The organism is Paenibacillus sp. FSL L8-0502, from assembly GCF_038593055.1.
GTDB classification, from domain to species: Bacteria; Bacillota; Bacilli; order Paenibacillales; family Paenibacillaceae; genus Paenibacillus; species Paenibacillus polymyxa_D.
Window position 1 is genome coordinate 1,836,051 of sequence record NZ_CP151958.1, and the last position, 21,286, is coordinate 1,857,336.

A 21,286-nucleotide genomic window follows, 5' to 3' on the forward strand; every position below is an offset into this window, starting at 1 on the left:
GCTCTTTTCCTCCTTAGGTATACGAATCAAGACCGCGCTTGTCCGCCGAGGTCTGTACTTTTATTCTATGGGCGCTACTAACGCGGATATGATAAAATAGTTTGAAGAAAATCAAGCGGTGAAAGGAAGAGAAGCGCATGAGTTCATTTGTGCATTTGCATGTTCATAGCGAGTACAGCCTGCTGGACGGCGCGGCTCGTACCGCGGAGTTGGTCAAACAGGCATCAGCTTACGGAATGAAGGCGCTGGCCCTTACAGATCATGGAGTCATGTACGGTGCCATTCCTTTTTATAGAGCGTGTGTAGAGAACGGCATTAAGCCGATTATTGGGTGTGAGGCCTATATGACGGCAGGATCGCGCAAGGAGCGTGGCAGCCGCAAGGATCAGCCCATATATCATTTGATTTTGCTCGCCAAAAATAAAACAGGCTATCAAAATCTGATGAAGCTGTGCTCCATCGGCCATTTGGAGGGCTTTCACTATAAGCCGCGCATCGACATGGAGGCTTTGGCTGCCCATCACGAAGGCATCATATGCCTGAGCGCTTGTTTGGGCGGTGAAGTGCCGCAGCATTTACTGCATGGTCGGGAAGCCGAGGCACGACGAGCAGCGGAACGATATCGTAACATTTTTGGCGATGATTTTTATCTGGAACTCCAGGACCATGGTCTTTCGGAGCAAAAACGTGTAAATCCTCTCTTGATCGCACTGGCGAAGGAACTGGATATTCCACTGGTCGCGACGAATGACGTGCATTACTTGACTGAGCCAGATGCGGACGTGCAGGATGTTCTGATCTGTATCGGGACAGGAAAGACAGTTGACGATGAGGAGCGTTTGCGTATACCAACACGTCAGTTGTATCTGAAAAGTCAGGAGGATATGGCTCGTTTATTCCCGCATGTGGCAGTAGCCATCGCCAACACGGTGCGTATTGCTGAAAAATGCGAACTGGAGTTGGAATTCGGTCAATCCATTTTACCTGAATATCGCCCGCTGCCGGAAGGAATGACCTCTTCGTCCTATTTACGCAATCTGTGCGTGCAAGGGCTGGAGCGTCGCTATGGAAGCGATTCCGGATGGGAGCAGCCGGAGGAACGGGAAAGGCTGAACCAACGGCTAAACTATGAGTTGAATACCATTGACAGTATGGGTTTCAGCGATTATTTCCTGATTGTATGGGATTTTATTGCCTTCGCACATAAGCATAAGATTGCAACGGGGCCAGGGCGTGGTTCCTCAGCAGGCAGTTTGGTTGCCTATGTGCTTAACATCACGAATGTCGATCCGATGAAATACAACCTTCTCTTTGAACGATTTCTGAATCCTGAACGAATTAGTATGCCGGATATAGATATTGACTTTAGTGATGAGCGGCGTGACGAGGTTATCGACTATGTAGTACAGAAGTACGGAAATGAGCATGTAGCGCAAATTATCACCTTTGGAACGCTGGCGGCAAGAGCCGCTGTCCGTGACGTCGGTCGTGCATTGAACGTGCCATATGGAGAGGTAGACAAGGCTGCCAAGCTGATTCCGGCGCAGCTGGGCATTAATATCCGTCATGCGCTGGAAATTACCCCGGAGCTGAAAACACTATATGAAACGAAGCCCAAGACACGTGAACTGTTGGATATGGCGATCAAGGTTGAAGGAATGCCTCGTCATGCTTCGACACATGCAGCGGGTGTTGTCATTTCGCGGACTCCATTGACCGATGCGGTTCCGCTGCAAGAGGGGAGCGAAGGAGTACCTTTGACGCAGTACTCGATGGAAAATCTAGAGCGCATTGGTTTGCTTAAAATGGATTTCCTTGGGCTGCGTACGCTCTCCATTATTGAACGGTGCATACACTGGATTGCGGAAGAGCATGGAGACACGCCTGATTTTAGCCGTATTCCCGATAACGATCCCCATACCTATGACTTGCTGGGCAAAGGAGATACAGGAGGTGTATTCCAGCTGGAGTCGGCCGGTGTACGCCGGGTACTCAAGGATTTGAAGCCGAGTGTATTTGAGGATATCATTTCTGTCCTGGCTTTGTATCGTCCGGGTCCAATGGGTTTTATTCCTAACTTTATACAGGCCAAGCATGGTCAGATCGAGATTTCTTATCCGCATCCTGACTTGGAACCGATCTTAAAGGATACGTACGGTATTATTGTGTATCAGGAGCAAATCATGCAGATTGCTTCGCGCATGGCGGGCTTTTCCCTGGGAGAAGCCGATCTGTTGCGCCGGGCTGTGTCCAAGAAAAAGCGCGAAGTGCTGGATCTGGAGCGCGGACATTTTGTTGAAGGCAGTATCAAGCAGGGATACACGGAGGAGGAGGCCGGCAGGGTTTACGATATGATTGTTCGTTTTGCTGACTACGGCTTCCCGCGTGCTCATGCAGCTGCTTATGGTGTGCTAGCATTTCAGACGGCTTATCTAAAGGCACATTATCCAGTACAATTCATGGCTTCAATGCTGACGGCGGTGATGGGAAGTCATCGGAAAGTGGCTGAATATGTCGTCGAATGCCGTCGTATGGATATCGCAGTGTTGCCGCCTGATGTAAATGAAAGCAGGGTGCTGTTTACTCCATTACAGCAAGGAAGCATCCGTTTCGGCCTGGCTGCAATTAAAAATGTTGGCACACAGGCGATGGAGAGCATTCTCGCTGTTCGCAAGGAACGGCCTTTCGACAGCCTGCTCGATTTTTGTCGACGTGTCGATTTGCGAGTATGTAATAAGAGAGTAATTGAATCGCTTATTCAGGCAGGGGCCTTTGATTCGTTGACGGGTCATCGGGCACAGTTGCTTGCCATGCTGGATGAAACGGTGGATGCAGCCGTCAAGTGGCGCAAGGAACGGGATGACTTGCAAATTGATATGTTTGGTTTTGTGGAAATGCCCAATTGGGATATCGAATACCCCAATGTACCCAAATTCAGTGCCAGCCAGCAGTTAGAGCTGGAACGTGAACTGCTGGGACTGTATTTATCCGGGCATCCGTTGGATGATTTTGAGTCGCTTTTGGAAAACAGCGAGGCGGATCGTCTGATGGAGCTGGGCGATGTGCCAGATGAAACGGTTGTTGTGACCGCAGGCATGGTAGTGTCACTCAAAACGATTACGACCAAGCAGGGTAAGGCTATGGCCTTCATTGAGCTGGAGGATCAGATTGAGCGCTGTGAGGTTGTGTTGTTTCCTGAGGTGTGGAAGCGGAGCCAGCAGTGGATTGAAAAGGGGGCTTTGCTTACGCTTCGAGCCAAGATGCAGCAGCAGGACGAGCACTTCAAGCTCCTTGCGGATGAGACCGCCCCGCTGGCGGAAGACTCGCTGGCACGGCTCCTCCAGCGCCGACGTGCCAGTACGCGCTCGTCCGCCGCAGCTGGAGCATCCTTACCAGCTGCTGGTTCTGCCGCTGGCGGCCCAGGCGGGAGCGCGTCGCGTGTGTCGTCCCCGCCTTCGGCAGCCACTGCATCTGCTTCGCCTCAATCGAAGGCGGATCGCCCCGTGGCGGCGGCTTCACCGCGCGGAGTCGAAGCGGCTCGCGGTGAGCAGGTGCCGGTCCCGCGCAGCGCGGAGCCGACCACTCGTCAGCGGGTGTTTGTCAAGATCACCCGCCAGGCTGAGGAGGACGCCAGCTTGTTGGTCAGTCTCAAGGCGCTGCTACAGGAGCATCCCGGTGCTATGCCTACCGTACTTTTTTATGAGAGCAACCAGCGTCTGCTGGCGTTGAGCGATGCTTACAGCATTAAGCCCTCTCCACAGCTGTTTGATCAAATGGAGTCGATGTTGGGTGAAGGCACGGTGAAAGTCAAATAATAGGCACACAGTAACCCGCCCTCATTGTAACGGTTTAATGAACATTTTCCTTTCCTCCCGCATACACTTGGAAAACTGGCGGAACAGAGGTTCAACACGTACCCTGCACCATAAGGGCCCGCACGGTGAAAGAATAGAACTGCACAGTGAAAGCGGGAGGGAAATTATGTCCTATGAGTATGCAGAAACTTTGTTAAATCGCAGAGGCATTCGTATCGAGTCCATTGCGGACATTGTTTTTCAGCTTCAGCTAAAATATTATCCTCATTTGACGATGGAAGAATGTATAGACAGTGTCAAAGCGGTTTTGCAAAAGCGCGAGGTTCAATATACGTTGCTCACAGGCATTGCGCTCGATGAATTGGCTGAAAAAAAACTTCTCCCTCAGCCGCTGCAAGCCATTATGGAGGCAGACGAACCGCTGTACGGAGTGGACGAGACACTAGCTCTTGGAATTACGAGTGTGTACGGCATGATTGGCTTAACCAGTTTTGGTTATCTGGATAAGGAAAAGACGGGGATTATCGAACAGCTGAACCAAAAAGGCAGTGGTATTCATGTGTTTTTAGACGATCTTGTCGCCGGACTGGCTGCCGCTGCTTCTTCGCGAATTGCACATCGGAGTCTCCATGCCAAGCATTATCCTGCATCATTGGACGCTTAGTTGACCTGTGTAAACAGAGTTGATGATTTTCTAGGCCCTCCGACGGAACTTAAATGATCAGGAGGGCTTTTGTTGCGGGAAAAAAGTAAGGTATGTTATCATGAGTCTATTATATGGGCTCAAAACTTGAGGCTTAGGGGGTAGAAACAAGGCATGTGGACGGTGATTTATATTGCACCGACGGCCAGACTGGCTGACATGATTAAGCTCAAACTGTCTGAAGAAGGTTTTATGGTGCAGGCCCGGGCCATCAGCGCATCCAAGCAACAGTTTGAGATACTTGTGCCTTCGGGTGAAGTCGAAGAAATTCAGGAAGTGCTTAATTCGATTTTGCGCCCTTGAGTCCGGAACGGCGGAAGTGATACAGCAGCATGAGTGGAACAAAGGATGCACGATCGGCGGTAATGTTTTAGGAACAGGCGTTGACGTGTGTATGAACATAATGCTTAGAGGTGCCGCATAGACGGTAGAGGACCTTGTATCGGTTACGGCTGACAAATAAACGGCTGGAGAGGTGTAGTTGTGTTTAAAGATTTATTCCAAAAGAAGCGTAAATACGCGACCATCCCTTCGGAACGGGCGCTGAGCGGCGATCAAGCGGACATGCCGGATCGTCCCAAACGGGAAATTCCCGAAGGTCTTATGACCAAATGTGGCAAGTGCGGAAGTATTCAATACAGCAAAGAACTAGAAAAGAATTTGAAAGTGTGTCCGGTGTGCGGATACCATATGCGTTTGAATGCAATGGATCGTATTCGCATGGTGCTCGACGAAGACACGTTTACGGAATATGATGCCGATATGATTTCGGTTGACCCGCTGGACTTTCCGGGATATGCGAGCAAGCTGGAGCAACAGACCCTGAAATCTGGCTTGCGAGAGGCTGTCGTTACGGGCGACGGCCTTATTTATGGACATCCTGTTGTCGTTGCTGTGATGAGCTTTGACTTCTTTACTGGTAGTATGGGTTCAGTCGTAGGAGAGAAAATTACGCGCGCCATTGAGCAAGCAATAGACAAGCGTCGGCCGCTAATTATTTTCTCGACTTCCGGCGGGGCACGTATGCAGGAAAGTATTTTAAGCTTGATGCAGATGGCAAAAACAAGTGCTGCTCTTGCTCGTCTGGATGAGCAGGGCTTGCTCTATATTTCTGTTATCACCGACCCGACTACAGGTGGAGTATCCGCTAGCTTTGCTACGCTTGGAGATATTAATATCGCAGAGCCAGGAGCTGTATTCGGTTTTGCAGGGCGTATTGTAATTGAACAGACAATCAGACAGAAGCTGCCGGATGATTTTCAAACTTCTGAATTTAATTTGCAGCACGGACAATTGGATATGGTTGTACATCGCAAGGAACTGCGAGATACCCTTGGGCAACTGCTTGATCTACACAGTGTGAAAGGGGAGGAATAGATGGCTGGCGAATTGCCTTATGAAAAGCCCCTGGTCGAGATGCGACAGAAGATCGAAGAACTCAAGCAATTCGGACAGGATAAGCAAATTGATTTTACAGATGAAATCAACCGTCTCGAGGAACGTTATCTCGAGATGGAAGAAGAAATATATTCGAACATTACAGCACCACAAAAAATGCATTTGGCTCGTCATCATCAAAGACCAACATCTCTTGATCTGATAGAGCAGGTGTTTACGGATTTTATTGAATTACATGGCGACCGCTTGTTTGGAGATGATTTGGCGGTTGTAGGCGGGATTGCCAAGCTGAATGGTATTCCGGTGACCGTCATTGGCCAGCAGCGTGGTAAGGATACGAAAGATAACATTGCACGTTTTTTTGGTAGTGCCCATCCGGAAGGATTCCGTAAAGGCTTGCGTCTGATGCAGCAGGCTGAGAAATTTAAACGCCCTATTATTACATTCATTGATACGAAGGGCGCTTATCCGGGTAATACAGCAGAGGAGAGAGGTCAATCGGAAGCGATTGCCCGCAACTTGCGGGAGATGGCAAAGCTTTCGGTGCCTGTTATTTGTGTGGTCATCGGCGAGGGTGGAAGCGGCGGTGCGCTTGCGTTTGCAGTCGGTAACCGTGTGCTGATGCTGGAACATGCCATTTATTCGGCCATTTCTCCAAACGGTGCAGCCTCGATTCTATGGAAAGATGCTTCCAAGGCCGATCAGGCAGCTGAAGCCATGAAGATTACGGCTAATGACCTCCTGCGCATGGAAATTATCGAGGATATTGTGCCGGAGCCGAAAGGGGGCGCGCATCGTAACTATGAAGTGACCGCTGCCGCAATCAAGGAGCTATTGGAACGTCATTTGGCGGAACTTACCAATATGAGCTGCGATGAATTGAGGGAAGATCGGTATCAGAAATTCCGAAAAATAGGTCAATACACCTTCTTGAAGTCTTCGGAAACTGAACCTATGTTGTAATACGCTGTAAACGGGTAACAATAAATATGACGAACTTCCTATACAAATAGGAAAAAGTGTAGTAGATTTAATTGTTGGAAAAAGATATAAAGAGTAGCACCTTTGAAAACGGAGGAAAAACCCAAATGCGCAAAACTAAGATTGTATGTACCATCGGTCCTTCCAGTGAGTCATTGGAAAATGTGAAGAAACTGATTTTGGCTGGTATGAACGTAGCCCGCCTGAATTTCTCTCACGGTGATTTCGAGGAGCATGGCAACCGGATTAAAAACATCCGTCAAGCTTGTAAGGAGCTTAACAAAAATGTTGCTATTTTGCTCGATACGAAGGGGCCGGAAATCCGGACAGGAAAGCTCGAAGTTGAACCTATTGAGCTTGTTCAGGACGAGTTCATTACGCTGACAACGGAAGAAATTCTCGGTACGCAAGATCGTATTTCTATTACGTACAAAGATCTTCCCTCGGACGTGGAGCCCGGCTCCACCATTCTGATCGACGATGGTCTGATCGGACTCACCGTTATTGAAGTATCAGGCACTGAAATCAAATGCCGCATTGTCAATGGCGGAACGATCAAAAGCAAGAAGGGCGTTAACGTTCCAGGCGTTGCAATTTCTTTGCCTGGTATTACGGAGAAAGATGCTAATGATATCATTTTCGGCATTGAGCAGGACATTGATTTCATCGCGGCTTCTTTTGTTCGTAAAGCAAGTGATGTACTGGAAATTCGTGAATTGCTGGCGAAACACAACGCAAGTCATATTCAAATCATTTCCAAAATCGAAAATCAGCAAGGTGTGGACAACCTGGACGAAATTTTGGAAGCTTCGGATGGCCTGATGGTTGCCCGTGGTGACCTTGGTGTGGAAATTCCTGCTGAAGAAGTACCTCTGGCGCAAAAATTGATGATTAACAAATGTAATGTAGCTGGCAAGCCTGTTATTACGGCAACACAAATGCTGGATTCCATGCAACGTAACCCGCGTCCGACTCGTGCGGAAGCAAGTGACGTGGCGAATGCTATTTTTGACGGAACAGATGCAATTATGCTGTCCGGCGAAACAGCTGCGGGTAAATATCCAGTAGAATCCGTATTGACAATGTCACGTATTGCAGAAAAAGCTGAGTCCTCTCTGAACTACCGTGATTTGTTCAAAAAACAAAGAACGGCTCAAGAGATTAGTATCACAGAAGCAATCAGCCAATCTGTTTCTATTTCTGCACTTGACTTGCATGCTAAAGCGATTCTGACGTCCACACAAAGCGGAACAACGGCGCGTATGATTTCTAAATACCGTCCAGAAGCTCCGATTATTGCTGTGACAACACAGGAAAGAACAGTTCGCCGTTTGGCTCTGATCTGGGGCGTACATGCAGTACAAGGCAGACCAAACGTTGACACAACAGACAGTCTGTTTGACAACGCGCTGGAAGGTGGTCGCAAATCTGGCCTCGTTAAAGAGGGCGATTTGGTTGTGATTACTGCGGGCGTACCTCTTGGTGATTCCGGTTCTACGAACCTGATCAAAATTAGCTGCGTTCCAGCACAAGCGTAATTAAAGCCTCCGTGAAATAATACCGAGGCTGTATGTATCGTTACAACAAGCAAAAGAGCATTCAAGTCAATAAGACTTGGATGCTCTTTTTTATGTTCTCTAGCTTTTTATTTCTAGTCCTTCTTGTCGTATGAAATCAAGGAATGCCTGTTGCATTAAGTTCATGTGTGTATCTTGTTGATACACGATGTTTATTTGATAATGGCTCCTTTTGTTATCAGCCTCGGGATAAGGAAGCCACTCCACCGAGGAAGCAGCATTTTCATGATTATCGACTCCGCTTGCAGGAAAGAAGGCAAGCGCCTCTCCGCCGCTTACGACTTGCTTTACCGCTTCCCAAGAGTTGATTTCCAGATGGGGCTTAACTAGCGAGGAGTACAGATCTACAACGGATGAACCGCTATATTTTACCCATGTGTGCTTGTCCAGCATATCGGTTCCATCGAACTCCTCTAATTTGACTTCAGGTGCACGTGCAGAACGGATAACTCCTACTTGATCTGAAGCCACTGGCTCTGCCACCGTATACTCTGGAAGAGATCCTCTATCGTCGAGAAAAGCAAAATCAATTTCCCCCTGTTTCAGTAGCTGCCTAATTGCATCCGGGGATTGAATCTCCAACTGAATACGACAATCTGGATACCGCTCAGCAAACTTAGCCATCAAAGTGGGGAGGAGATAGCTACCTGATATCGACTCAGCACCCAGATGTAATTGACCCTGTGACTTTTCTGTCAGTTCATCTACAGCTTGTCTAGCTTCTTGCTCCAGAGAGATGATTTGCTTTGCGTAAGGTAATAATTTTTTTCCAGCTTCCGTTAGCATAATCCTGCCTTGTTGAAGAGAGAATAGGGAAACACCCATTTCCCTTTCCAAGCTTTTCATATGAAAGCTGACGGTAGGTTGTTTGACTTGCAAAGCTTCGGCCACATCCGTCGCCTTATGGAATTTGTCGATTAGCATCAAGATACGCAATTTTAGAATATTCATGGAATCCAACAGCTCTCCTTATATGTCATTCATAAGTGAATTTCATACTATAGATTAATTATATACCGCAAAATAATTTATCTATCAATATTTTATATTTGTTTTACAAAACCACGTCGTTCGTCTAACATTCCAGGCCTACAATGTAAAAGTGTTGATGGTCATAAATAAAAAACCGTCACTTAACTAAGGGGAGGACAATAAAAAATGTTGAAAAAATGGCCGTTCATTCTGATGACTCTCACCATGGTATTTGCACTTGCAGCTTGTGGATCAGGTAACAATGCTGCACCACAAGGAGAAGCTGCTACAGGAACAGACAATAAAGCAGCTGCTGAACTGACAGGAAACATTCTGGCTGTGGGCTCCACTGCACTTCAACCATTGGTAGAGCAAGCGGGACAAAAATTTATGGCTGTCGATAAATATAAAGGCATTGCAGTTCAAGTACAGGGCGGCGGTAGCGGTACTGGCTTGACTCAGGTTTCCGGCGGACAAGCGGACATCGGTAACTCCGACGTGTTTGCAAAAGAAAAACTGGAGAGCGGTGCAGATGAGCTGGTCGATCACCAAGTAGCTGTTGTAGCCATGTCAGCGGTAGCGAATCCTAAAGTAGGCGTTACAGACCTGAAAAAAGATCAATTGGTACAAATCTTCACAGGTAAAATCACAAACTGGAAAGAAGTTGGCGGTGCGGATCAAAAAATCGTTATTGTAAACCGTCCAAGCAGCTCCGGTACTCGTGCAACATTTGAAAAATACGCATTGGGACAAAAAACAGAAGATCTGCCGGGCTCCATTCAAGAAGATTCCTCCGGTACTGTGAAAAAGCTGATTGCTGAAACACCGGGTGCGATTGGTTATCTGGCTCTGTCCTACATCGACAACACAGTAACTGCTTTGAAATACGATGGCGTTGAAGCTAACGTTGAAAATGTAGAACAAGGTAAATATCCAGTGTGGGCTTACGAGCATATGTACACTAAAGGTGAGCCAAAAGAGCATGTGAAAGCATTCCTGGACTACATTCTGTCAGATGAAATCCAAAAAACGGATGTCGTAGACTTGGGATACATTCCAGTAGCAGGTATGCAAGTGAAACGTGATGCTGACGGTAATATCACGAAATAAGGAGAGTCACACCTCCTGTTCGATGAACGCAGCTAACGCGAGTATATTCACGAAGAAGAGGCGGACTAGCGTCCGGCCTCTATTCTTCGGTTAAAGGAGTTACAGTATGGGACCAATTGAAGGGAAGGCATACAGGGAACAGAATAAACGATCCCGAGTTATGAAAGAAAGACATTACTGGGAAGAATGGACCGGCCGCATATATACGTCGGTTTGTGTCGTTTTTTTAGTTGCGGTTATTGTCTCCATCGTATATTTTGTTGCCTCCAAAGGTGTAGCTACATTTGCGGTGAATGGAGTCAGTCTGCGAGAGTTTTTCTTTGGAACCAAATGGAGTCCGGATGGCGAGCCTAAGTCCTTCGGCGCACTTCCGTTTATTACGGGTTCTTTTGCAGTAACCATACTGGCGGCTTTAATTGCCAGTCCGCTCAGCTTATGTGCGGCTTTATTTATGACGGAAATTGTACCGAAATCGGGTAAACGTATCCTTCAACCCGCGATTGAATTATTATCCGGTATTCCGTCTGTTGTATATGGCTTTGTCGGCTTGACCGTGATCGTCCCGCTGCTGCGGAACGTGTTTGGAGGACAAGGCATCGGCATTCTGGCAGGCTGCCTAGTGTTGTCAGTCATGATTTTGCCGACGATTACGAGTATTATGGCGGATGCGTTGTCTTCCTTGCCGGGGGGGCTACGTGAATCCTCTTATGCTTTGGGTGCTACCCGCTGGCAGACAATTGCTCGTGTTATTATTCCGACGTTGTTGCCTGCTCTTTTAACAGGAATTATTCTCGGTATGGCTCGTGCCTTCGGAGAAGCGTTGGCTGTACAGATGGTAATCGGGAATGCTCCGCACATACCGCATTCCTTGCTGGAATCCGCTTCGACCTTGACCAGCGTCATTACACTTAGTATGGGGAATACAGCGATGGGCTCCGTTCATAACAATGCTCTCTGGAGCATGGCGCTTGTTCTTCTGCTCATGACATTCATTTTCGTGCTGCTGGTAAGGCTGCTTGAAAGGAGAAACCGGGTTTGATGAAAGCTAAAACGACCGACAAGATCGCTACATTTGTAATCTGTTTCTTCGCTTTGTTCATTGTTGCACTTTTGGTGGGATTACTGGGCTTCATTTTGGCCCGCGGAGTCAGTCATATTTCTTTTGACTTTTTAACCAGTGCTCCCCAAACATTACGTGCAGGCGGTGGTATTGGCCCACAACTATTTAATTCCGTATTTTTGTTAATCTTAACTTTGATTATCACCATTCCGATTGGCTGGGGCGCAGGTATTTACATGGCGCAATATGCAAAGCCGGGGAAAATTACGGACTTTATACGACTGGTCGTCGAAGTATTGTCCTCGTTCCCGTCGATCGTCATCGGATTGTTTGGACTACTACTTATCGTAAATACGTTTGATTTTGGCTTTTCCCTCTTATCAGGAGCCTTGGCTTTGGCCGTATTTAACCTGCCGCTGATGGTTCGCACAACGGAGCAGGCTTTCCGAGCTGTACCGAAGGAGCAAAAGGAAGCTGGACTTGCGCTTGGATTGTCCAAGTGGAAAATCATTACCTCCATTTTGTTGCCAGCTGCGCTGCCAAGCTTGATTACGGGTACCATTTTGGCCGCAGGCCGTATTTTCGGGGAAGCCGCAGCATTGCTGTTTACAGCAGGGATGAGTACGCCGCCGCTTGATTTTACTGATTGGAATCCATTGCATGCTAGATCGCCTATTAACCCGATGCGACCTGCTGAGACATTGGCTGTTCATATTTGGAAGGTCAATAGTGAGGGGATTGCTCCTGACTCCAAAGATATTGCTGCAGGCGCTTCTGCCGTACTGGTGCTGCTTGTGCTTGCATTCAACTTGAGTGCAAGATGGTTCGGAAGAGTTGTATACCGCCGTCTGACAGCTGCCAAACGTATGGATTAGAAAGGGGATGGAGAACAATGGAACATGTGATTACGCGAACGGCAAAAACCGCCGCACCAGCAACATCCGTTCAGTCTACGCGTTCGGAACAGCTTGTGGGGCAACCGCCGCATCCGTTCAGTACTGAGGATTTGAGTATTTATTATGGTAGCTTTGAGGCTGTGAAAAAAGTGAATCTAGCCTTTCCCGAGCAGACAGTGACTGCCCTGATCGGGCCTTCCGGCTGCGGTAAATCGACCTTTTTGCGCTCCCTTAATCGGATGAATGATGAGATTGCATCTTCCTCTACAACGGGGCACATCTGGATGGATGGACAGGATTTGACGGCACCGGAAACGGACGTGATCAAGCTGCGTCAGCAAATTGGCATGGTGTGGCAGCGTCCCAACCCTTTTTATAAATCCATTTACAATAATATCGCCTTCGGTCCTAAATACCGTGGGGTGCGCAAGAAGAAACAGCTTGATGAAATCGTCGAAAGCAGCCTGCGTAAAGCAGCATTATGGGATGAGGTCAAGGATCGCCTTCACGACTCCGCTCTAGCGCTGTCTGGCGGGCAACAGCAGCGGCTTTGCATTGCACGTGCTCTATCCGTTCAACCGAAAATTCTGTTACTTGACGAGCCAGCCTCAGCGCTGGACCCTGTGTCTACAGGCAAGGTAGAAGAGCTTATTACCGAATTGAAAAAAGAATTGCGCATCGTTATTGTGACGCACAATATGCAGCAGGCTGCACGAATTTCCGATTATACTGCTTATTTTTATATCGGAAGTCTGGTTGAACATGGGAAAACGAACGATATTTTCACGAATCCTGAAAATGAGTTGACTCAGGAGTACATCATGGGTAGATTTGGTTAAGCGATGTTGCTCATCGACCTACTTTATATTAGCTTTACGTAAAATCCTCTTACTAATCCAGCATTAGTAAGAGGATTTTTATTGTTTTCAAAGTTTTTTAACTTTTTTAATCTATTAGTAAATTAAAATATATTGATTGATTGGATATATTTTCATATAATACAAGTAACTATTTATCATGCATAAATAGTGGTTCAGTTCCTCTCGTTATCCAAAAGAATCCTCAGCAAGAATGTATAGGTTAAACTGAACGCAATGACCCAACTTAAAATAAGGGAGAGGTTCAAATGAAGAAGAAGATGTGTCCAACTGTAAAGATGATAGCGCTTTCAAGTTTGGCGATTACAGTAACGTCAGGGCTCCTAAGTCCCTCATGGGTTGCGGCACAGGAGATTGTGCCGGCTACATATGATTCGGTACGTGAATCGGCTACTGCTTCTTATGAGCTTACCACAGATTCAGCTGTGGGACGGGACGTTTATGGTGACGATGTAAATTCAGGTGTGTTGGATCGTGAGCAATTATTTGGGCTGTCGGCTGTGGCGAAGCCAACCGCTGTTGTCAATACAGACAGCATCCTAAACAAGATGCGCGATTTCAGTAAGTTTTCTACGGGGAATACATCCAAGGATACTACACTTGCCTTAAATATTGTATCTTGGCAATTGCCACATGGCGGATTCTTCAAAGCTATGGAAAAGAATTATAAATCCAAATGGGATGGCAAAGCTGCACGCTCCACATGGAAGAGCAAGGATGGTGTTGAACTCGGAACGTTCGATAACGAGGCGACGACAACCGAGATTCGCTTTTTGGCGGATGTATACAAAAAAACCAAAAATAAAGACATTAAGATCAGTGTACAAAAAGCAGTTGACTTCGTACTAACTTCTCAATATTCCTCCGGTGGCTGGCCTCAAGTATACCCTAAACGTGGTAATTATTCCGATGCTGTAACTTATAATGATGATGCAATGGTCAGAGTTATGGTTTTGGCTGACGATATCGTGAACAAGAAGCAGCCGTTTGATAGCGATATTCTGGATAACTCTTACCGCTCCAGACTTCAGCAAGCGCTAAACAAAGGTATCCAGTACACAATTAAATCTCAAATTGTAAATAATGGTACACCAACAATCTGGGGTGCACAGCACGATCCGGCTACTTATGCATCTGTTGAAGCCCGGGCATTTGAGTTACCTTCCAAAACAACTACGGAATCAGTAGGCATTACTGCTTTTCTCATGTCCCAGCCGCAAACCGCTGAAGTGAAAAAAGCGGCTCAAAGTGCTTTGAAATGGTTTGACGCGAACCGAATCGACGGTATGAAATACAATCGTCAAGGTCCGGAGTTTTTCCAAAAGGACGCATCGAGTGTAATGTGGTATCGGTTCTATAATGTGGAAGACAATAAATACTTCTTTTCAGACCGGGATGGCAAAAAGTATACCGACATCATGAAAATTAGTGAGGAAAGACGACTCGGTTACGCCTGGGCGGGAAGCCAAGCTAAGAGCTTGCTTAAGCTGGCTTCGGATAGCGGATATTATAAACTGTCCAAGCCGTTGCCACAATAATAAAGGCATTATTATATATGATTTGCGAGGGAGGACCGGTCGGTCTGCCCTCTTTTTGTTCCCGGGCTGTAAATATGGTTTAATGGAGAGAGGGCAAAATAGAGATAAAGATGCACAAAGATAGGAGAGCTTGTATGACTCAAGAGGAGAAACAAACGGAATTACGCTGGTATGGCGCACCGCTACGTGTCCGTTATCAGGAAAGCGACCAGATGGGGGTCGTATATCATGCCAATTATTTGAACTGGTTTGAGATCGGGCGCACCGAAATGATCCGACAGGCGGGTTTTAACTATCGGATCATGGAGGAACGTGGAGTTTTGCTGCCAGTTATTGAAATCAATGCGAAATATGCGAGTCCTGCTCGATATGATGATTTAATTACCGTTTATACCGCAATTACCGACTTCTCCAGACTGCGTCTAAACTATATCTATGAGGTTCGGCGGGTAACGGATGATGAGCATCAAAGGTCTCTGGGAAAGGTATGGACCCAGGCAGACACGCTGCCGGGAGAGCTGCTCGTCACTGGGATGACACGTCACGTATGGGTGAACACCGAATGGAAGCCCGTTCGACTGGACCAGGCGCTACCTGAGCTGTACACTGCATTAAGGTTTGCTTTTACAGGCGGGGAGGGACAGAAGTCATGATGATGCGTAAACGTCTGTGGCTGTTGCTGCTGCTCATTCCTTTGGCGGAGCTGTACGGGTTTATATGGGTAAGTCACTGGATTGGAGCAGGCAAAACGATTTTACTCATCATTCTGACGACGCTAATCGGGGCTGCCATGATGCAATTTGAAGGTCGTAAGGTGATTGCCGATGCGAAAAATGAAATGAATCGGGGACAAATGCCCGGCCGTAAAATGCTGGATGGATTATGTGTCTTTTTTGGTGGGAGTTTGCTGCTTATCCCCGGATTTTTAACAGATATTATTGGTTTTACGTTGGTGTTCCCTTTAACACGAGCGTTGTACCGACGTTTTTTATTAAAGTGGCTGGAGAAAAAAATGAAAAACGGCAGTATTACGTTTCGGCGGTTTTGACGTGAGTTGCTGTTTTTCCTATCCATGATCTAGCGGACTCTTCCAGCGAGAATATAATTGCGCAAGTCCTGAATGACATTCGCACGATTCAGTGCATCAACGACAATGAGTGATACAGGTCCGATAATGAGTCCTAAAACGCCAAATAGCTTGAGCCCGATGAACATACCGATAAGGGTGGGAAGCGGGTTTAAGCCCACGCTGCTGGCCAGCACCTTAGGCTCCACGATCTGTCGTCCAATCAACAGGATGATATAAAGGATCGACAATCCTACCCCTAGCGCCAAATTACCAGACATATACGCATACAGTATCCACGGAATCATCACAATGCCAACCCCCAAATAAGGTAGCAAGTCCACCAGCCCGATCATTAAACCGATGGTAAAGGCGGATTCCACACGCAATATGAACAGCCCAACAATGACCGTTAATGCCGTAATGGAGATGATAATAAACTGTGCACGCAAATAGCCGTACAGTGCTTTACGTAGATCGTGCCATATATCCGACAATGGCTTGCGAATCGTATCAGGAACCGTGTTTGCGAGCATCCGACTATGTCGGTCCCAATCCTTACTAATAAAAAAAGCTGCTAATACAATAACCATTAGAACTGCTCCCATATTAGGCAGAGAGGTCAGCAAGTTCAAAACCCCATTAAAAAATTGAGCGACTAGCGTAGTGACAGCCGAACTGACGGTTTGAGTTGTTTTATCAATATTACTGTTAATGGTATGTTGGTAATCCGGATTATCCCGGATAAAATGGTTAATTTCAATAATTACATTTTGAATCAAATCGCTTTGTGTCCAATCGATAAACAGGCTTTTAAAACGCTCAATATGCCCGTCAAAAGTCATGGCCAACTTTATAACTTCTCGGACTATGCGGGTGATTGCTGCAGATAGGATAATTGCAATTCCACCTAAATATACAAATAATGAGAACGTGACAGCCGTCCAACGTGGCATACGGGCTTTGTTACGCAGAAAACCAACCAGTGGATTCATGGCATAAGCCACAAGCCAGGCGAATAGGAAAGGATAGACGAGAGGGAAAAGCACATATATGCCCAATAACAGAGCTACAATCACGATTGCCACCCATAGAGCACGAAATATGCGATTCAGGATTAACCGGCTCAAGCTCTCACGACTCCTTTCTTTTACGATAGTATTTCATAAAATAAATGCTCTACTATACATATGCGGGAAAGGGGGGAGACAAGACCTGTGTAAAAAAGTGCAAATGAATCAATATTTTTTGTAAGGGGTTTCAAAAATTTATTTATGGAAGCGATAAAACATTTGAATGTGTTGGAATAGCCCTCAATGTTCACATAAACGACAAAATCCAGTATAGTGAAAGAAGGTTTAAATATTGACATATGGCGTTAACATTACTCGGCTATTTAAAAGGCATATCTTACTTTTGAAAATGTTTACATTGCAAGTCCGTTCACAATGTTTTTACAAAGGAGAGATGTAACGATGACAGCGACTAAAGGTCTGGAAGGGATCGTAGCGACCACTTCCTCCATAAGCTCTATCGTAGATGGCGTTCTCACGTACCGGGGTTATAACATTGATGATTTGGCTGTTAACGCCGATTTTGAAGAGGTAGCTTATTTGTTGTGGTTTGGGAAATTACCTGATAAAGAGCAATTGCAGGAGCTTCGCAACCAGTTAAGCGAATACGCTGCTATTCCGGATGAAATTGTTACTCAATTAAAGTTATATCCGAAAGATTTGAGCACGATGGCTGCCTTGAGATCAGCCGTATCGTCTCTCGCTTTGTATGACCCAGAGGCGGATGATATGTCGAGAGAGTCTAATGTGACCAAAACCGTCAAGCTTCAGGCGCAATTGCCTACCATTGTGGCAGCTATAGCACGTATACGCGAGGGCTTGGAGCCGATTGCGCCTAAAAAAGGTATTTCTATCGCTGAAAACTTTTTGTATCAGCTGACTGGCAAGGATCCAGAGGAGACGGCTATTAAAGCGTTCAATCAGGCTCTCGTGCTGCACGCCGATCATGAATTAAATGCCTCTACCTTTGCTGCGCGTGTAACGGTAGCCACATTGTCGGATATTTATTCCGGAATCACGTCTGCTATTGGAGCTTTAAAAGGACCACTGCATGGCGGGGCCAATGAGGCTGTGGCCAAAACGCTGGAGGAGATTGGTGGTTTGGATCAGTTGGACTCCTATATCCAGGCGAAACTGGATAATCGCGAAAAAATTATGGGCTTTGGACACCGAGTCTATAAAAACGGTGATCCGCGTGCCAAGCACTTGCACAAAATGTCCCGCGAGCTGGGGGAAATGAACGGCGACACAACGTTGTTTGATATGTCAGTTCGAATTGAGGAAATTGTAACAGGACAAAAAGGCTTGAAGCCCAATGTGGATTTTTATTCTGCCTCTGTTTATACCCAACTGGGTATCAAGAGAGACCTGTTTACACCTATTTTTGCTATGAGTCGTGTATCCGGTTGGACAGCGCACATTTTAGAGCAGTATGAAAATAATCGCCTGATTCGTCCTCGCGCCGAATATACAGGTCCAATGGATCAAAAATACGTATCACCAGAGTTGCGCTAACCCCTTGTCGAAGGAAGATTGAGGTTGTATACCCTGAATTTAAAAAATAAGGTACAATAGAGGGGACGACGAGAGATGTACGTTTTTGTCTGTGATAAAGATCATGTCTTTCGTCCTGTACCCATTCATATCTGAGGAGGAAAAGGAACTTATGGCGAAATTTGAAAAGTTTGAGCTCCCAACTGAAGGCGAAAAAATTACGATTGATAACGGTCAACTACAGGTTCCGAACCATCCGGTAATTCCGTTTATCGAAGGTGACGGCACGGGTCGCGATATCTGGAAAGCCTCCAAGCGCGTACTGGACGCAGCTGTAGAAAAAGCATATAACGGTAGCAAAAAGATTGCCTGGTATGAAGTATTCGCTGGTGAGAAAGCTTTCAATACATACGGCGAATGGCTCCCTAACGATACTTTGGAAGCCATCCGTGAGTATATTGTAGCCATTAAAGGTCCGCTTACGACACCTATTGGCGGTGGTATCCGTTCGTTGAATGTGGCATTGCGTCAGGAACTGGATTTATACGTATGTCTGCGTCCTGTTCGTTATTTTAACGGTGTTCCTTCTCCAGTGAAACGTCCTGAATTGGTAGATATGGTTATTTTCCGTGAGAACACAGAAGATATTTACGCGGGGATCGAGTATGCTGAAGGGTCCGAAGACGTGAAAAAGGTTATTCAGTTCCTCCAGCAAGAGCTGGGTGTGAACAAAATCCGTTTCCCTGAAACCTCTGGTATTGGCATTAAGCCAGTTTCTTCCGAGGGTTCAAAGCGTCTGGTACGGGCAGCCATTCAGTATGCAGTTGACCACGGACGCAAGAGTGTAACGCTTGTACACAAAGGTAACATTATGAAATTTACCGAGGGTGCCTTCAAAAACTGGGGTTATGAAGTGGCTGAGGAAGAATTTGCAGATAAAGTATTTACTTGGGCCCAATATGATGTAATCAAGGAAAAAGACGGTGAGGATGCGGCTAATGCAGCTCAAAAAGCAGCTGAAGATGCAGGCAAAATCATTATCAAGGATGCGATTGCTGATATCGCACTTCAGCAAGTACTGACTCGTCCTTCTGAATTTGATGTGATTGCTACGCTCAACCTGAACGGGGACTATCTGTCCGATGCTCTTGCAGCCCAAGTTGGTGGCATTGGTATTGCGCCAGGTGCGAACATTAACTATGTAACAGGGCATGCTATCTTCGAAGCTACACATGGTACAGCACCAAAATACGCCGACAAAGATGTAGTGAACCCTGGTTCCGTCATTCTGTCGGGCGTAATGTTGCTTGAACACTTGGGTTGGAAAGAAGCGGCTGACCTGATTTACAAAGGGCTGGAGACGTCCATTAATAAGAAGATTGTAACTTATGACTTTGCTCGTCTGATGGATGGTGCTACACAAGTGAAATGCTCCGAGTTCGCAGATACCATTATTAGTAACCTGTAAGGAAGGGGAATACCACTTGTCCATTCAACGTAAAAAAATATCCATTGTTGGCGCCGGTTTTACCGGTGCCACTACCGCATTGCTGCTGGCTCAAAAGGAGCTAGGTGATATCGTACTGATCGATATTCCGCAACTAGAGAATCCGACCAAAGGCAAGGCGCTTGATATTTTGGAGGCCGGTCCGGTACAGGGATTTGACAGTCAGATCACGGGCACTTCCAATTACGAGGATGCAGCTAACTCAGATATCGTCATTATTACAGCTGGGATTGCACGCAAGCCGGGTATGAGCCGTGATGATTTGGTAAATACGAACGCAGGAATTGTAAAATCCGTTTGTGAGAACGTGAAGAAGTATGCGCCAGATTCTATTGTTATTATTCTGAGCAATCCGGTAGATGCTATGACCTATACTGCCTACCAAACGCTGGGTTTCCCGAAAAATCGGGTTATTGGCCAATCCGGTGTGCTGGATACAGCGCGATATTGTACCTTTATTGCACAAGAGCTTAACGTTTCCGTCGAAGACGTGCGCGGCTTCGTTATGGGGGGCCACGGTGATGATATGGTGCCCCTGGTACGCTATTCCAGTGTTGGAGGTATACCTATCGAAACCCTGATTTCGCAGGAACGTATCGAAGCGATCGTACAACGTACACGCGGCGGTGGCGGAGAGATCGTCAACCTGTTGGGTAATGGTAGCGCATATTATGCTCCGGCAGCTTCGCTTGCACAGATGACGGAAGCGATTGTAAAAGACAAAAAACGGATTATCCCAGTCATCGCCTATCTGGAGGGAGAGTACGGCTATCAGGATTTATTCCTTGGCGTACCGACACTTCTTGGTGGCAATGGCATCGAAAAAGTGTTCGAGTTGGAATTGACAGCCGAAGAAAAAGCAGCGCTCGATCAATCCGCGGAGTCGGTCCGCAGTGTGATTAAAATAGTTACCGTTTAGATTCAATTTTCTACTAAAACGGTGACTATTACCTGAAGAGGTGTCCCTAAGCCATAGTCATGGCCGCGGGACACCTCTTTTACTCATAAACAGAATATAAGAAATCTATTGGTTTTCTTTCTTTTCCCCGCCATATTCCTTTGCTTTGACTCACTTCCCCGGTATAATAGAGTTCATATGCATTGATAGTTACATGAGGACTTTGCAAAATCCTGACATAGAAAAGCATGTCCCAAAACACTGAAAAGATGGTAGTCATTCGTTGGAATATGATCGTTCTATGGAAAAAAAGTTTGTAA

At 46.5% G+C, this 21,286-nt stretch carries 18 protein-coding genes; 16 read left to right on the forward strand and 2 right to left on the reverse strand.

Going from position 1 to position 21,286, the window contains the following annotated elements:
- The first annotated feature begins 137 nt into the window (after positions 1 to 137).
- From NSQ57_RS08250 to pyk, 6 genes are all read left to right on the forward strand, one after another.
- Positions 138 to 3,815, forward strand: a complete 3,678-nt coding sequence (locus tag NSQ57_RS08250; protein WP_342425900.1) for a DNA polymerase III subunit alpha — start codon at positions 138 to 140, stop codon at positions 3,813 to 3,815.
- Between the two features lie 166 nt (positions 3,816 to 3,981).
- Positions 3,982 to 4,479 carry a phosphatidylglycerophosphatase A gene (locus NSQ57_RS08255; RefSeq protein ID WP_023987905.1) on the forward strand — a complete coding sequence of 166 codons (498 nt, stop codon included), beginning with the start codon at positions 3,982 to 3,984 and terminating at the stop codon, positions 4,477 to 4,479.
- 153 nt (positions 4,480 to 4,632) lie between these two features.
- Positions 4,633 to 4,821, forward strand: coding sequence for a hypothetical protein (locus NSQ57_RS08260; RefSeq protein ID WP_013309585.1), 189 nt, complete (start codon positions 4,633 to 4,635; stop codon positions 4,819 to 4,821).
- 180 nt (positions 4,822 to 5,001) lie between these two features.
- Positions 5,002 to 5,895 carry an acetyl-CoA carboxylase, carboxyltransferase subunit beta gene (gene accD / locus NSQ57_RS08265; protein WP_342425901.1) on the forward strand — a complete coding sequence of 298 codons (894 nt, stop codon included), beginning with the start codon at positions 5,002 to 5,004 and terminating at the stop codon, positions 5,893 to 5,895.
- The gene (locus NSQ57_RS08270) at positions 5,896 to 6,879 is read left to right on the forward strand and encodes an acetyl-CoA carboxylase carboxyltransferase subunit alpha (protein WP_039269886.1); all 984 of its coding nucleotides are present in this window, start codon (positions 5,896 to 5,898) and stop codon (positions 6,877 to 6,879) included.
- Between the two features lie 125 nt (positions 6,880 to 7,004).
- A complete protein-coding gene (gene pyk, locus NSQ57_RS08275) occupies positions 7,005 to 8,435 on the forward strand; it encodes a pyruvate kinase (RefSeq protein WP_342425902.1) in 1,431 nt (476 codons plus the stop codon).
- A 99-nt stretch (positions 8,436 to 8,534) separates the two neighbouring features.
- Here pyk and NSQ57_RS08280 read toward each other — a convergent pair whose 3' ends face one another.
- The gene (locus tag NSQ57_RS08280) at positions 8,535 to 9,425 is read right to left on the reverse strand and encodes a LysR family transcriptional regulator (protein WP_340931832.1); all 891 of its coding nucleotides are present in this window, start codon (positions 9,423 to 9,425) and stop codon (positions 8,535 to 8,537) included.
- Positions 9,426 to 9,632: 207 nt separating this feature from the next.
- Here NSQ57_RS08280 and NSQ57_RS08285 point away from each other — a divergent pair, with 207 nt between their 5' ends.
- From NSQ57_RS08285 to NSQ57_RS08315, 7 genes are all read left to right on the forward strand, one after another.
- Positions 9,633 to 10,556: a phosphate ABC transporter substrate-binding protein gene (locus NSQ57_RS08285; protein ID WP_039269889.1), complete on the forward strand. Its 924-nt coding sequence runs from the start codon at positions 9,633 to 9,635 to the stop codon at positions 10,554 to 10,556.
- Between the two features lie 106 nt (positions 10,557 to 10,662).
- Positions 10,663 to 11,595 (forward strand): phosphate ABC transporter permease subunit PstC, encoded by a 933-nt coding sequence (gene pstC / locus NSQ57_RS08290; protein WP_165145291.1) that lies wholly within the window; start codon positions 10,663 to 10,665, stop codon positions 11,593 to 11,595.
- Complete coding sequence (pstA, locus tag NSQ57_RS08295; protein WP_023987910.1) at positions 11,595 to 12,491, forward strand: phosphate ABC transporter permease PstA; 897 nt, start codon at positions 11,595 to 11,597, stop codon at positions 12,489 to 12,491. The genes pstC and pstA overlap by 1 nt, the downstream gene beginning before the upstream one ends.
- 17 nt (positions 12,492 to 12,508) lie before the next feature.
- Positions 12,509 to 13,351: a phosphate ABC transporter ATP-binding protein PstB gene (gene pstB, locus NSQ57_RS08300; protein ID WP_039269891.1), complete on the forward strand. Its 843-nt coding sequence runs from the start codon at positions 12,509 to 12,511 to the stop codon at positions 13,349 to 13,351.
- A 287-nt stretch (positions 13,352 to 13,638) separates the two neighbouring features.
- Positions 13,639 to 14,928, forward strand: coding sequence for a pectate lyase (gene pelA, locus NSQ57_RS08305; RefSeq protein ID WP_342425903.1), 1,290 nt, complete (start codon positions 13,639 to 13,641; stop codon positions 14,926 to 14,928).
- 134 nt (positions 14,929 to 15,062) lie between these two features.
- Positions 15,063 to 15,581 (forward strand): thioesterase family protein, encoded by a 519-nt coding sequence (locus tag NSQ57_RS08310; protein ID WP_342425904.1) that lies wholly within the window; start codon positions 15,063 to 15,065, stop codon positions 15,579 to 15,581.
- Positions 15,578 to 15,976, forward strand: coding sequence for an FxsA family protein (locus NSQ57_RS08315; protein ID WP_013309596.1), 399 nt, complete (start codon positions 15,578 to 15,580; stop codon positions 15,974 to 15,976). Before NSQ57_RS08310 ends, NSQ57_RS08315 begins: the two co-directional genes overlap by 4 nt.
- A 29-nt stretch (positions 15,977 to 16,005) precedes the next feature.
- Here NSQ57_RS08315 and ytvI read toward each other — a convergent pair whose 3' ends face one another.
- A complete protein-coding gene (gene ytvI, locus NSQ57_RS08320) occupies positions 16,006 to 17,124 on the reverse strand; it encodes a sporulation integral membrane protein YtvI (RefSeq protein ID WP_039269897.1) in 1,119 nt (372 codons plus the stop codon).
- Positions 17,125 to 17,469: 345 nt separating this feature from the next.
- On the opposite strand from ytvI, the gene citZ reads away from it, so the two are divergent.
- The 3 genes from citZ to mdh all read left to right on the forward strand — a co-directional run bounded on the left by citZ (position 17,470) and on the right by mdh (position 20,987).
- A complete protein-coding gene (gene citZ / locus NSQ57_RS08325) occupies positions 17,470 to 18,582 on the forward strand; it encodes a citrate synthase (RefSeq protein WP_029516623.1) in 1,113 nt (370 codons plus the stop codon).
- A gap of 151 nt (positions 18,583 to 18,733) precedes the next feature.
- Positions 18,734 to 20,029 carry an NADP-dependent isocitrate dehydrogenase gene (gene icd, locus NSQ57_RS08330; RefSeq protein ID WP_029516624.1) on the forward strand — a complete coding sequence of 432 codons (1,296 nt, stop codon included), beginning with the start codon at positions 18,734 to 18,736 and terminating at the stop codon, positions 20,027 to 20,029.
- A 16-nt stretch (positions 20,030 to 20,045) separates the two neighbouring features.
- Positions 20,046 to 20,987 carry a malate dehydrogenase gene (gene mdh / locus NSQ57_RS08335; protein WP_028542892.1) on the forward strand — a complete coding sequence of 314 codons (942 nt, stop codon included), beginning with the start codon at positions 20,046 to 20,048 and terminating at the stop codon, positions 20,985 to 20,987.
- Positions 20,988 to 21,286: the final 299 nt, after the last annotated feature.

What these genes read in the sequence shown, in the direction of transcription:
- NSQ57_RS08270 (WP_039269886.1), top strand. Translation starts at nt 5,896, where the DNA reads ATGGCTGGCGAATTGCCTTATGAAAAGCCCCTGGTCGAGATGCGACAG.
- pelA (WP_342425903.1), top strand. Translation starts at nt 13,639, where the DNA reads ATGAAGAAGAAGATGTGTCCAACTGTAAAGATGATAGCGCTTTCAAGT.
- pstC (WP_165145291.1), top strand. Translation starts at nt 10,663, where the DNA reads ATGGGACCAATTGAAGGGAAGGCATACAGGGAACAGAATAAACGATCC.
- NSQ57_RS08310 (WP_342425904.1), top strand. Translation starts at nt 15,063, where the DNA reads ATGACTCAAGAGGAGAAACAAACGGAATTACGCTGGTATGGCGCACCG.
- NSQ57_RS08315 (WP_013309596.1), top strand. Translation starts at nt 15,578, where the DNA reads ATGATGATGCGTAAACGTCTGTGGCTGTTGCTGCTGCTCATTCCTTTG.
- NSQ57_RS08250 (WP_342425900.1), top strand. Translation starts at nt 138, where the DNA reads ATGAGTTCATTTGTGCATTTGCATGTTCATAGCGAGTACAGCCTGCTG.
- NSQ57_RS08260 (WP_013309585.1), top strand. Translation starts at nt 4,633, where the DNA reads ATGTGGACGGTGATTTATATTGCACCGACGGCCAGACTGGCTGACATG.
- citZ (WP_029516623.1), top strand. Translation starts at nt 17,470, where the DNA reads ATGACAGCGACTAAAGGTCTGGAAGGGATCGTAGCGACCACTTCCTCC.
- NSQ57_RS08255 (WP_023987905.1), top strand. Translation starts at nt 3,982, where the DNA reads ATGTCCTATGAGTATGCAGAAACTTTGTTAAATCGCAGAGGCATTCGT.
- NSQ57_RS08280 (WP_340931832.1), bottom strand. Translation starts at nt 9,425, where the DNA reads ATGAATATTCTAAAATTGCGTATCTTGATGCTAATCGACAAATTCCAT.
- NSQ57_RS08285 (WP_039269889.1), top strand. Translation starts at nt 9,633, where the DNA reads ATGTTGAAAAAATGGCCGTTCATTCTGATGACTCTCACCATGGTATTT.
- pstB (WP_039269891.1), top strand. Translation starts at nt 12,509, where the DNA reads ATGGAACATGTGATTACGCGAACGGCAAAAACCGCCGCACCAGCAACA.
- icd (WP_029516624.1), top strand. Translation starts at nt 18,734, where the DNA reads ATGGCGAAATTTGAAAAGTTTGAGCTCCCAACTGAAGGCGAAAAAATT.
- pyk (WP_342425902.1), top strand. Translation starts at nt 7,005, where the DNA reads ATGCGCAAAACTAAGATTGTATGTACCATCGGTCCTTCCAGTGAGTCA.
- pstA (WP_023987910.1), top strand. Translation starts at nt 11,595, where the DNA reads ATGAAAGCTAAAACGACCGACAAGATCGCTACATTTGTAATCTGTTTC.